This is a genomic window from Plantactinospora siamensis, assembly GCF_042434095.1.
GTDB lineage: Bacteria > Actinomycetota > Actinomycetes > Mycobacteriales > Micromonosporaceae > KBS50.
This window is the reverse complement of the sequence record NZ_JBHLUE010000011.1, coordinates 485,552-498,116: the sequence shown is the minus strand read 5'-3', so window position 1 is coordinate 498,116 and position 12,565 is coordinate 485,552. Positions and strand designations below refer to the sequence as shown.

At 73.9% G+C, this 12,565-nt stretch carries 6 protein-coding genes and 1 pseudogene; all 7 read right to left on the bottom strand.

Annotated features, from left to right (window positions below; genetic code table 11):
• Nucleotides 1-46 precede the first annotated feature (46 nt).
• Nucleotides 47-991 carry a homoserine kinase gene (gene thrB / locus ACFFHU_RS15310; RefSeq protein ID WP_377339336.1) on the bottom strand — a complete coding sequence of 315 codons (945 nt, stop codon included), beginning with the start codon at nt 989-991 and terminating at the stop codon, nt 47-49.
• A gap of 315 nt (nt 992-1,306) precedes the next feature.
• Nucleotides 1,307-2,530: pseudogene (locus ACFFHU_RS15305) on the bottom strand (MFS transporter); the annotation flags it as partial.
• A gap of 227 nt (nt 2,531-2,757) precedes the next feature.
• Entirely contained in the window at nt 2,758-6,330 is a 3,573-nt protein-coding gene (locus tag ACFFHU_RS15300; RefSeq protein ID WP_377339333.1) for an efflux RND transporter permease subunit, read from the bottom strand.
• Between the two features lie 191 nt (nt 6,331-6,521).
• A complete protein-coding gene (thrC, locus tag ACFFHU_RS15295; protein ID WP_377339331.1) occupies nt 6,522-7,571 on the bottom strand; it encodes a threonine synthase in 1,050 nt (349 codons plus the stop codon).
• Between the two features lie 137 nt (nt 7,572-7,708).
• Nucleotides 7,709-9,013, bottom strand: a complete 1,305-nt coding sequence (locus ACFFHU_RS15290) for a homoserine dehydrogenase (protein WP_377339329.1) — start codon at nt 9,011-9,013, stop codon at nt 7,709-7,711.
• Nucleotides 9,010-10,395, bottom strand: coding sequence for a diaminopimelate decarboxylase (lysA, locus tag ACFFHU_RS15285; protein ID WP_377339328.1), 1,386 nt, complete (start codon nt 10,393-10,395; stop codon nt 9,010-9,012). Before lysA ends, ACFFHU_RS15290 begins: the two co-directional genes overlap by 4 nt.
• Nucleotides 10,396-10,418: 23 nt before the next feature.
• A complete protein-coding gene (gene argS / locus ACFFHU_RS15280) occupies nt 10,419-12,077 on the bottom strand; it encodes an arginine--tRNA ligase (protein WP_377339326.1) in 1,659 nt (552 codons plus the stop codon).
• Nucleotides 12,078-12,565: the final 488 nt, after the last annotated feature.

Here is a 12,565-nt window from a genome sequence, read left to right as displayed (position 1 = left end):
CCGCAGAGATCACATGCTTCGCGGCTGTGCTCAGTCTAGAGCGTAATCAACTCTTCCGACCTGCGGCAACAGGGTCCCGCTCGGCGTGTCCCAGTCTACCCCGTACGGCCACCGCTCCGGCCACGTCCACCGACAACCTGTGAACCGCCCATTCCATTCCCGGATCGAGGTCGGCCGGCGGGGCCGAAAGGGCCAAAACCGCTGGTCCGGCCCCACTGACCACGGCCGCCACACCGGCCGCACGCAGCGCCGAGACCAGGTCCGCGGTGGCCGGCATCCCGACCGCCCGGTAATGCTGGTGCAGCCGGTCCTCGGTCGCCGGGAACAGCAGGGCGGGATCCCGGGTGAGGGCGTGCGCCAGCAGGGCGGCCCGGCCGGCCGAGTGCGCGGCGTCCGCGTGCGGCACCGAGGCCGGCAGCGCGGCCCGGGCCGTCGCGGTGAGGCCACGCTCCCGGGGTACGAAGACGGTGGGTTCGATCTCCCCCGCCGGCCGCAGCGACACGGCCCGCGCCCCCGAGGCGTCCGTCCAGGCGATCGTGAAGCCGCCCAGCAGGCAGGGTGCCACGTTGTCGGGATGGCCCTCGATGGCCGCGGCGATCCGCAGCGCCGCCCCGGCGTCGACCTCCCGGCCGCCGTTCGCGACGAGGGTACGGGCCAGCTGGACGCCGGCCACGATGGCGGACGAGGACGATCCGAGCCCGCGCGCCTGGGGGATCCGGTTGACGCAGTCGACCTCGAGCCCGGGCGGCTGACCGCCGAGCACCTCGAAGGTGGCCCGCATGGCGCGGATCAGCAGGTGCTCCTCGCCCTCGGGCAGCTCGCCGGCGCCCTCCCCGGTCACCGTGATCCGGCAGCCGGACGGGACCACCCGCGCGGTCACCTCGTCGTAGAGGCTCAGCGCCAGGCCCAGCGAGTCGAACCCGGGCCCGAGGTTGGCGCTGGTGGCCGGCGTACGCACCCGGACCGGGTCGGCGACGAAGCGGGGCCGCATCGCCTCATGCTAGGCCAGCGCCACGACACCCGGACTGCCCACGCCGCCCCGCCCACCCGCTGAGACGCCGCGCGTCCGCGCCGGCTCCGCTCCGCTTCCCGCCGCCTCCGCTCCCGCCCGCCGCAGCACCCATCCCCACCTCCCGCCGGCCCGATCCCGCTCCCGCTCCTGGTCCGCCCCGAGCCCCGCCTCCCCGCACGGTCATTCGCCGTCGCCCGCCCTGGCCCGCGGGGGACCCGCCAGGCCGAAACCCGCCGGCGACTCAGGAGTTGTTTCGGGGCTGGAGTTGTTCTCGGCGCTCACGGCCGCCGGCCGCGGGTCGAGCTGCTCGTCGGTGAGCCTGAGGCGGCGGGTGGCGAACCGCCAGCCCACCGCGTACAGCAGGGTCACCAGGCCGCACCCGGCCACCACGATCGACTCGTCGACCCGGCCCACGAGGCCGGCCACGGCCAGCTGGCTCACCGAGATGGCCAGCGTCGCCAGCATCATGTCGGTGGCGAACACCCGCCCACGCAGCGCGTCCGGCACCTCGCGCTGCAGGGCGAAGTTTGACAGGACCCAGTTGGTGCCGCCGGCGAAGTGCGCCACGAAGACCAGGACCAGCACCAGCGGAAACCAGCGCAGCACCGACACGCCGAGGTAACTGAGTCCATAGAGGGACATCGACAGGGCCAGCCCGGGCAGCAGCCAGCTCCGGTGGCCGAGCACCCGGCGCATCAGCACCGGCCCGACCAGGCCACCGGCGCCCCGCACCGCGAAGAGCAGGCCCGTCCCGATGGCGCCCACCCCGTACGCGGCGGCCAGCAACGGAAACACGGTGAGCACCCCGTTGCCGAGCCCGACCGCGCTCTTGACCGTCACCAGCGCCAGGACCCGCGGCCGGTGCCCGATGTAGCGCAGCGCCTCGCCGATGGCCGACCAGGTGCCGGGCCGGGGCGTGTCGGCGGCGTACGGCTGCTGCAACGGGCGGCGGATCAGCCCGGCCACGACCGCGGCGATCGCCAGGGCCACGGCGGCGACGGCGAAGCTCGCGTACGCCCCGAGGGCCGCGCTGAGCACGCCGCCCAGGGACGCGCCCACCACCGTCATGGTGCCCCAGGCGGACCCGGCGACCGCGTTGCCGGCGGCCAGCTCGGCCGGCGCCAGCACGTTGGGCAGCGCGGCCTGGGCGGCCGGGGAGTAGCACGCCTTGGCGACCGCCACCGCCCCCACCGCGGCGAGGGCCAGCCAGGCCGTGCCGGCGGACCGGACCGCGAACAGCAACAGGATGGCGGCCAGCGCGCCCACGTTGGACACCATCATGATCTTCTTGCGGTCGAGCCGGTCGGCGAGCGTGCCGGTGAACGGCAGCAGCAGCGCCACCACGCCGGTGTCCACGGCCAGGATCAGCGCGCCGAACACGCCGCCGCCGGTCAGCCGGGGCAGCAGCACGAGCAGCGGCACCATGACGAACCAGTCCGAGCCGAACACGACCAGCTCGGCGAGGAAGAGCCGGCGGAAGTCGCGATTGTGCCGCAGCACCGAGAGCGGGGTGGGCAGGGACGCGGCGGGCGACGCGGTCGACACGTACCGGAACGCTACCCGGCGGGTCCGACACCGCCGGCCCGCCGCCAAGCCCCCCGGACCGCCGGACCGCCGGGCCGCCGGACCGCCGGACCGCCCGGCCGCCGGACCGCCGCCGCGAGTCCGGCGTTCGGCCTCGGTGCGGCGTTAAGAAGGGGCCCCTCCTATACCGAAAACGATAAGAAGGGGCCCTTCCTTCCCGGCTATTCCTGCGGGGGCAGCGGCGAGGTGCGACTCTTCGGCAGCCGGAGCACCTCGAACTGGTCGGTGCCGTCCAGCAGCGCCCCGGACGGCGCCGGGCGGCCCGCCGGACCGTCGGCGCCCCCGTCGCCGGCGCTCGGACCGGCCACGCCCGCGCCGTCGCCGCCCAGGCCCGCACCGCCCGAGCCGTCGACGCCCGCACGTGCGGCGCCCGCGCCGTCGCCGCCCGAGCCCGCGCCGCCCGAGCCCGCGCCGCCCGTACCGCCGGCGCCCGGACCGGCGCCGGCAGGCTGCCCGTCGGCGCCCGGCCGGCCGTGCCCGGCCGGCCCGGCGAGGGTGGCGTCTCCGGCGATCGCCGTCCGGTCGTCGCCGGCCGCGTGCCGGCCGGCGCCGGTCGCGGCCGGGGCGGTGCCCGCGGCCCGGTGCGCGCCGCCGCTCACCCCGGCCAGGGCCGGCGCGCCGGCCGGGCCAGAACCCGCCCCGCCCGGCCCGGCCGGACCGTCGGCGTGCCCCGGGACGCCCGCCAGCGCCGGCTCCGGCCGGCCCCGCCGGCGCCGGAAGCCGGCCTTGGTGGCCTCGACCATCGTGTACAGCGTCGGCACCAGCACCAGGGTGAGCAGCGTCGACGAGATCAGGCCGCCGATCACCACGACCGCCAGCGGCTGCGAGATGAAGCCGCCCTCACCGGTCAGCCCGAAGGCCATCGGCAGCAGCGCGAAGATGGTGGCGATGGCCGTCATGAGGATCGGCCGCAGCCGGCGCCGGCCGCCCTCGATCACCGCCTCCCGGACGTCCATGCCCTGCGCTCGGTACTGATTGATCAGGTCCATCAGCACGATCGCGTTGGTGACCACGATGCCGACCAGCATGAGCACGCCGATCAGCGCGGGCACCCCGAGCGGCGTGTTGGTGGCCAGCAGCAGGGCGATCGCGCCGGTGGCGGCGAACGGGATGGAGACCAGCAGGATCAGCGGCTGCAGGAGGCTACGGAACGTCGCCACCATGATGACGAAGACGATCGCGATGGCCGCGAGCACGGCCAGCCCCAGGTCTCCGAACGCGTCGGCCTGGTCCTGGCTGGCCCCGCCGACCGTGATGGTGGCCCCCGGCACGTCGATGGCGTCGAGCCGCTTCTTCAGCTCGGTGGTGGTCGCGCCGAGGTTGTCCCCGGTGGCCGTGCCGGTGACGGTGGCGCTGCGGTCGCCGTCGATCCGGGTCACCTGGACCGGGCCCTGCCCCTCGGCGACGTCGGCCACATCGTCCAGCTTCACCCTGCCCAGCGACAGCGAACGCAGCTGCTCGGCGGTGGCCGGTCGGGCGCCGCCGGCCAGCACCACATCGTCCTGGTTGCCGTCCAGAGTGACCTGACCGATCGGCGCGCCCCGGAACGCCTGCGCCACGGCCTGGCCGATGGCGGCCTCGGAAAGCCCGGCACGGGCGGCCGCAGCCCGGTCCACGGTCACGTTCAGCCGCGGCGTGCGCTCGGCCAGGCTGGTCTTGACGTCGGTGACCCGCGGCACGCCGGCCATCGCGTCCCGCACCCGGCCGGTGGCGGTGGCCAGCACGTCCTGGTCGTTGGCCTGGACCACGACCTCCAGCTGGCTGCCCGAGGTGCTGTCCCCGCTGCCCACCGTGAACTTCCCGGCGTTCAGCCCGTCCAGCTCGCGGCGCAGCTCGTCCTTCAGCTTCGCCGTGTCGGTGTCCTTGGTGAGCGCCAGGTTGTAGCTGGCCCGGGTGTTGCCGCCCGGCCCGGCCCACGGCTGGTCGGTGTTGCCCGCCTGCACCGTGTACGTCTCGACGCCGCCGGTCCGGCCGAGCACGGCCTCCACCTTGCGGGCGGCCGCGTCGGTGGCGGCCAGGCTGCTGCCGGCCGGCAGCTCCTGGGTGATGGCCAGGGTGTCCTGACCGGAGTCGTCCAGGAAGTTCGTCTTCAGCTGGCTGGCCAGCCCGAACGTGCCGACCAGGATCAGCAGCCCGACGGCCAGGGTGAGCCAGCGGTGCCACCGCTTCGTGGTGACGAACCGGATCACCGGCAGGTACGCCCGCTGCAACGGGCTGCGCCGCTCCTTGGCCTCCGCGGCCCGCAGCACCTCCTCGGCCTCGCCGGTCGGCGGCCGCAGGAACCAGTAGGCCAGCACGGGGATCACGGTCAGCGCCACCAGCAGCGAGGCGAGCAGCGCCACCGTCACGGTGATCGCGAACGGCGCGAACAGCTGGCCCACGAAGCCGCCGACCAGGCCGATCGGCGCGAAAACGGCCACGGTGGTCAGGGTGGAGGCGGTGACCGCGCCGGCCACCTCGCGTACGCCGTTGAGCACGGCTCTGCGCTTTTCCTCGCCGTACCCGAGATGCCGTTTGATGTTTTCCAGCACCACGATGGAGTCGTCCACCACCCGCCCGACGGCGATGGTGAGCGCGCCCAGGGTGAGCAGGTTGAGCGAGTAGTCGCCGGCCCAGAGCGCGATCAGCGCCACCAGCACGGACAGCGGGATGGAGACCGCGGTGACCAGGGTGGACCGGATCGAGAGCAGGAAGACCAGGATCACCAGCACGGCCATCACCAGCCCGAGCAGTCCCTCGGTGGTGAGGCTCTTGATGGACCGCTCGACGAACGGCGCCTGGTCGAACACCACCGTGAGGTCAGCGCCGGAGGACGTACGCAGGCTCGCCAGCTTGTCCCGGATCTCGTGCGAGATCTGTACGGCGTTGCCGTCCGGGCTCGCCACGACGGAGATGCCGAGGGCGTCCTTGCCGTTCGTCCGGGTGAAGCTGGTGGCCGGCGCCGTCCGCTGCTCGACGCTGGCGATGTCGCCCAGCGTCACCGGCGGGGCCCCCGGGCCGGAGACCGGGATGCCCTTGAGGTCGTCCAGCGACCCGATGGCGCTGCCGACCTGTACGGGCAGCGACTTGTCGCCGGCGGTGAGCGAGCCGGCCGGCACCGCCACCCCGTACGCCTTCAGCGCACCGGCGATGCCCGACGGGTCCACCTTGGCCCGGGCCAGCTTGGCCGGGTCGGGCGTGATGGACACGACCTGCTTGGCCGCGCCGGTCACGTCGACGGTGCGCACCCCGTCGATCGCCTGCAGCTCGGGCACCACGGTCTGGTTGAGCTTGTCGGCCAGCGCGCGGGAGTCCTCCCCGCCGCTGGCGGCCAGCACGACCGCCGGCAGGTCGTCCGTGCTGCCCGCGATGACCTGCGGGTCCACCCCCTGCGGGAGCTGCGTCCGGACCCGGTTGAGCGCGGTCTGCATCTTGTTGACCGCGTCGTCGAGGTTGGTGCCGAACTCGTACTCGACCTGCAGGGTGGTGGAGCCCTCCTGCGAGGTCGAGGTGACCTTCTTGAGCCCGGCGATGCCCTTGATGCCGTTCTCGATCGGCTCGGTCACCTGGGATTCGATGATCTCCGGGGAGGCGCCCGGATAGGTGGCGACGATGAAGGCGCCCGGGAACTGCAGCGACGGCAGCAGCTGCTGCCGCAGCGATGGCACGGCGAAGAGGCCGAACCCGGTGATCACCACCGCGATGAGGGCCACCAGCCCTCGGTTGGCGAGGCTGAGTCTGGCGAGAAAGGACATCGGGTCCCCCGTGGATGATGCGAGATCGATGGGCGAAATTCTGCCTGACGCTGATGATCTGTCCGGTGGCGGGTATGGCGGGCACCGGCCTCAGCCGGCCCTCAGGCAACGCGCGAGGCGGCCGGCGGGCAACGGCCGGACCGCCGGAAACCGACGGTCGGCGCGGCCTGCCGGCGCCGCCGGGGCGGCCCTCAGGCCAGATCCAGAGCCCGCGCCGCGATCAACGGGTCGTTGATGATCGTGGTCGGGGCCGGCGCCGTGGAGATGGCCCACTCCGGATCCTTGAGGCCGTGCCCCGTCACCGTACAAACCACCGTCAAGCCGGGGGGGATCGTGCCCGCGGCGGACTGCTGCAGCAGCCCGGCCACGCTGGCGGCGCTGCCCAGCTCGACGAACACCCCCACCTCCCGGGCGAGCAGGCGGTAGGTGCTGAGGATCTCCCGGTCGGTCACCGCGGCGATCAGGCCGCCGGAGGCCTCCCGGGCGTCCTGCGCTCCGGTCCAGCTCGCCGGGTTGCCGATCCGGATGGCCGTGGCGATCGTGGACGGCTCCGGCACGACCTTCCCGGACACCAGCGGCGCCGCGCCGGCGGCCTGGAAGCCGAACATCTTCGGGGTACGGGTGGCCCGGCCGGCCGCCGCGTCCTCGCGGTAGCCCATCCAGTACGCCGTGATGTTGCCGGCGTTGCCCACCGGCAGGCAGTGGATGTCGGGCGCGTCGCCGAGCGCCTCCACGATCTCGAACGCCGCCGTCTTCTGCCCCTGCAGCCGGTCCGGGTTGACCGAGTTGACCAGGGTCACCGGGTAGTCCTGGGACAGCTTGCCGGCCAGCGCCAGGCAGTCGTCGAAGTTGCCGCTGACCTGGATCAACCGGGCGCCGTGCACCAGCGCCTGGGCCAGCTTGCCCAGCGCGATCTTGCCCTGCGGCACCAGCACCGCGCAGGTGACGCCGGCCCGGGCGGCGTACGCGGCGGCCGAGGCGCTGGTGTTGCCGGTCGAGGCGCAGATGATCGCCTTGTCCCCGGCCTGCACCGCCTTCGACACCGCGACGGTCATGCCCCGGTCCTTGAACGAGCCGGTGGGATTGGCGCCCTCGACCTTGAGCCAGACGTCGCAGCCGGTGCGGGTGGACAGCACGGGGGCCGGAAGCAGCGGCGTGTTCCCCTCGTACAGGGTGATCACCGGCGTGGCGTCGGTGACCGGCAGCCGGTCGGCGTATCTGTCGATCAGTCCGCGCCACATGTCGCACTCCTCGCACCGGCGGAACCCGGCGGCGCGTCCCTGCGCGCCCGCGTATCAGGGTGCCGCACGCCCGACCGCGCCCGGCACCCGCCCCGCCGATGCCCACGTGCCGGGATCGGAACCGGGAGGCGCGTCGGTCAGGGCTCGCCCTCGACGCGCAGCACGCTGACGATGGCCCGGACGTGTTCGAGGTCGCGCAGCTCGGCCACGGTGGCCGCGAGCGCGGCGTCCGACGCCCGGTGGGTGACCACGACCAGCTCGGCGTCCTCGCCCCGGCCGGACTGCCGGACGGTGGCGATCGAGACGCCGTGCCCGGCGAACACGCCCGCCACGGCGGCCAGCACGCCCGCCCGGTCGGCCACGTCGAGGCTGATGTGATAGCGGGTGACCGCCTCGCCCATCGGCCGGATCGGCAGGGCCGCGTACGCCGACTCGCTGGCCGCGCGCACCCCGGCCAGCCGGTTCCGGGCGACCGCCACCAGGTCGCCCAGCACGGCGCTGGCGGTCGGCGCTCCCCCGGCGCCCCGGCCGTAGAACATGAGCTGGCCCGCGGCCCGGGCCTCGACGAAGACGGCGTTGAACGCGTCGCCCACCCCGGCCAGCGGGTGGGTACGCGGGATCATGGCCGGGTGCACCCGGACGCTCACCGAGTCGACCCCGGCCGCGTCCGGCCCCCGGGAGGCGATGCAGAGCAGCTTGATGGTGCAGCCCATGGCCTTGGCGCTGGCCACGTCCGCGGCGGTGACCTCGGTGATCCCCTCCCGGTGCACGTCGGCCGCGCCGACCCGGGTGTGGAACGCCAGCGAGGCCAGGATGGCCCCCTTGGCCGCGGCGTCGAAGCCCTCGACGTCGGCCGTCGGGTCTGCCTCGGCGTACCCCAGCTCGGTGGCCTGCTCCAGGGCCTCGGCGAAGCCGGCGCCGGTGGCGTCCATGGCGCTGAGGATGTAGTTGGTGGTGCCGTTGACGATGCCGGTCACCCGGTTCACCGAGTCGCCGTGCAGCGACTCGCGCAGCGGCCGCAGCAGCGGGATGGCGCCGGCCACGGCCGCCTCGTAGTAGAGGTCGGCGCCGCCCTCGGCCGCCGCGTCGTGCAGGCTCGCGCCATCCTCGGCCAGCAGCGCCTTGTTGGCGGTCACCACGCTCTTGCCGGCCCGCAACGCCTCGACCAGCCAGGTCCGGGCCGGCTCGATGCCGCCGACGACCTCGACCACCACGTCCACGTCGTCCCGCTTGACCAGGCCGAGCGGGTCGGTGGTGAAAACGGCCGGGCCGACCGGCAGCGCTCCCCGGTCGCGGCCGAGCCGGCGTACGGCGATGCCGGCCAGCTCGATCGGCGCGCCGATCCGGGCCGTCAGGTCGGCCGCCTGGTCGTGCAGCAGGCGGACCACCTCGGCGCCCACCGTGCCGCAGCCGAGCAGCGCGACCCGTACAGGTTTCGTCATCCGACATCCAATGCCAGCAGGTCGTCCTCGGTTTCCCGCCGGACGATCACCCTCGCGTCGCCGCCGCCGACCAGGATCACCGGTGGCCGGGGCACGTGGTTGTAGTTGCTGGCCATGCTCCGGCAGTAGGCGCCGGTGCCGGGCACTGCGAGAAGATCTCCGGGCTGCACGTCGGCGGGCAGAAATTCATCCTTCACCACGATGTCCCCGGACTCACAATGCTTTCCCACCACGCGGGCGAGCATCGGCTCGGCCGTCGAGGCCCGGGAGGCAAGCGTGGCCGAGTATGACGCGTCGTAGAGCGCCGTGCGGATGTTGTCGCTCATCCCGCCGTCGACGCTGACGTACGTCCGGATGCCGTCGACATCTTTCACCGTACCCACCTCGTACAGCGTGATCATGGCCGGACCGACGATGGCCCGGCCCGGCTCGACGGACAGCCGCGGGGTGGCCAGCCGCTCGGCCGCGCACTCGCCGTCCACGATCTTGCGGAGCCGCTTGGCCAGGTCGGCCGGGGCCGCCGGGTCGTCCTGGGTGGTGTACGCGATGCCGAAGCCGCCGCCCAGGTCCAGCTCGGGCAGTTCGACACCGCGGGCGTCGCGGATCTGCGCCTGCAGGCCCAGCACCCGGCGGGCCGAAACCTCGAAGCCGCTGGCGTCGAAGATCTGCGAGCCGATGTGCGAGTGCAGGCCGCGCAGCTCCAGCGCGTCCTCGTCGAGGATCCGGAACGCGGCGGCCGCCGCCGCGCCGCTGGCCAGCGAGAACCCGAACTTCTGGTCCTCGTGCGCGGTCGCGATGAACTCGTGGGTGTGCGCCTCGACGCCCACCGTGACCCGGATCAGCACCCGCGGCCGGACCCCCCGGTCGCGGGCCAGCTCGGTCAGCCGGTCGATCTCGATCTGCGAGTCCACGATGATCCGGCCCACCCCGGCGTCGACCGCGCGGGTCAGCTCGGCCACCGACTTGTTGTTGCCGTGGAAGCCGATCCGTGCCGGATCCATCCCGGCCGCGAGGGCGGTGGCCAGCTCGCCGCCGGTGCAGACGTCGAGGAAGAGCCCCTCCTCGGCGATGATCCGCACCACCGCCCGGCACAGGAACGCCTTGCCGGCATAGAAGACGTCCTCGTCCGGAAAGGCGGCCCGGAACTCCCGGCACCGGGCCCGCAGGTCCGCCTCGTCCAGCAGGTAGGCCGGGCTGCCGTACCGGCGCCGCAGCTCGCGGACGTCGAGCCCGCCCATGGTGAGCGCGCCGTCCGGACCGCGGGCCACCGTCCGCGGCCAGAGTTGCGGTACGAGCGCGTTGACGTCCTCGGGGGTACGCAGCCAGGCCGGCCCCCGGATCCCGATCTCGCCGTGCAGCGCGCCGGCCTCGTGTGCCCGCATGATCTACTCCTCGGTGCCGAATCTCACATCCGTTCGGGCGCCGACACGCCCAGCAGGCCCAACCCGTTGGCCAGCACCACCCGGGTGGCCTCGACCAGCCAGAGCCGGGCCCGGACCAGGTCGGTCACCGGCTCGTCGCCCTGGGGCAGCACCCGGCAGGCGTCGTAGAACCGGTGATAGTCGCCGGCGAGCTGCTCGAGATACCGCGCCACCCGGTGCGGCTCGCGCAGCTCGGCCGCCGTGGCCACCACCGCGGGGAACTCGCCCAGCCGCTTCAGCAGGGTGTTCTCCTTGTCGTGGCGCAGCTGCCCGGGGTCGAGGTCCCGGCCCCGGTCCACGCCCAGCTCACCGGCGTTGCGCAGCAGCGACGCGATCCGGGCGTGCGCGTACTGGACGTAGAAGACCGGGTTGTCGTTGGACCGCCGGGTGATCTCCTCGATGTCCAGCGTGAGCGGCGAGTCGGTGGACGAGCGGGCCAGCGAGTAGCGGGCCGCGTCCACGCCCACGGCATCGACGATCTCGTCCAGCGTGATGATGTTGCCGGCCCGCTTGGACAGCCGCACCGGCACGCCGCCGCGGACCAGGTTGACCAGCTGCCCGATCAGGATCTCGATGTTGAAGTCCGGGTCGTCGCCGGCGCAGGCGGCGATGGCCCTGAGCCGGTTGACATAGCCGTGGTGGTCGGCGCCCAGCAGGTAGACGCACTTGTCGAAGCCGCGCTCCCGCTTGTTGATGTAGTACGCCGCGTCGGCGGCGAAGTAGGTCTTCTCCCCGTTCGACCGGATCAGCACCCGGTCCTTGTCGTCGCCGAAGTCGGTGGTGCGCAGCCAGATGGCGCCGTCGGCCTCGTACACGTGGCCCTGCTTGCGCAGCTCGTCGAGGGCGTGCTCGACGGCGCCGCTGTCGTGCAGGGTGCGCTCGGAGAACCAGACGTCGAAGTGCACCCCGAAGCGCTCCAGGCTGGCCCGCATCTCGTCGAGCATGAGCCGGTAGCCGGAGTCCCGGAAGACCCGCTCCGCCTCCTCGCGCGGCAGGTCCAGCACGCCCGGGTGGGCCGCCAGCAGCCGCTGGGCGATCTCCGCGACATACTCCCCGGCGTACCCGCCCTCGGGCGCGGGCTCGCCCCGGGCCGCCGCGTACAGCGACTGGCCGAACTTGTCGATCTGCGCGCCCGCGTCGTTGACGTAGTGCTCGCTGGTCACCTCGGCCCCGGCTGCGGCGAGGATGCGCCGCAGCGAGTCGCCGACCGCCGCCCACCGGGTGTGCCCCAGGTGGATCGGGCCGGTCGGGTTGGCCGAGACGAACTCCAGGTCGACCCGCTGGCCGCTCAGCCGGTCGCTGCGGCCGTACGCCGAGCCGGCCTCGACGATCGACCGGGCCAGCTGCCCGGCGGCGGCCGGGTCGAGCCGGATGTTCAGGAAGCCCGGACCGGCGATCTCCACCGACTTGATCCCGGGCGCCCGCCCCAGCTCCTCGGCCAGCGCCCCGGCGAGCTCGCGCGGCGGCACGCCGGCCCGCTTGCCCAGCTGAAGGGCCAGCGTGGAGGCGTAGTCGCCGTGCTCCGGGTTGCGCGGCCGCTCGACCGCGGTGCTGTCGGGCAGCAGTGACCGGTCGAGGCCGCGCGCGGCGAACACCGCGGCGGCGGCATCGAGGACAACCTGGGCGAGCTTCGCGGGAGTCACTGAAACATGCTAGCCGGGGTAGACTCGGTCACCCGGCGGCGACCCTGCGCTTCGCGGCCACGACCCGTCGTGGCGGACCCGGGTGACCGCCTCCCCCGCGATCCACCGACCTGACGAGGCACGATGAGCATCAGCACCCCGGGTGGCGACCCCCGCCGTCCGATCGTGGTCACCGGCAAGAAGGCGGTGGCCGGCGGCAAGCCAGCGACCGACGAGGAGCCGGCCGAGACCACCGCGGACGACCAGGCCACCGAGGCCACCGCGGCCGAAGAGCCCACCGAGGCCGACGCGGCCGAGCAGCCCGGCAAGGGCGGCGCGGCCAGGAAGGCCACCGCGGCCAAGCGGGCGACGAAGACCGCCCCCGCGGCCCGGCAGGCGTCCGGCGCCCGGGCCGCGGCCGGCGCCAAGGCCACCGCCGGCGCGAAGGGCGGATCGGCCCGCACTGGGACGAACCGCCCCGGCGGTCAGCGGCCGACCGGCGGCGGCAA

Excerpts from the sequence above, each read along its gene's own strand:
- thrC (WP_377339331.1), bottom strand. The coding sequence starts at position 7,571 with ATGTGGCGCGGACTGATCGACAGATACGCCGACCGGCTGCCGGTCACC.
- thrB (WP_377339336.1), bottom strand. The coding sequence starts at position 991 with ATGCGGCCCCGCTTCGTCGCCGACCCGGTCCGGGTGCGTACGCCGGCC.
- ACFFHU_RS15290 (WP_377339329.1), bottom strand. The coding sequence starts at position 9,013 with ATGACGAAACCTGTACGGGTCGCGCTGCTCGGCTGCGGCACGGTGGGC.
- ACFFHU_RS15300 (WP_377339333.1), bottom strand. The coding sequence starts at position 6,330 with ATGTCCTTTCTCGCCAGACTCAGCCTCGCCAACCGAGGGCTGGTGGCC.
- lysA (WP_377339328.1), bottom strand. The coding sequence starts at position 10,395 with ATGCGGGCACACGAGGCCGGCGCGCTGCACGGCGAGATCGGGATCCGG.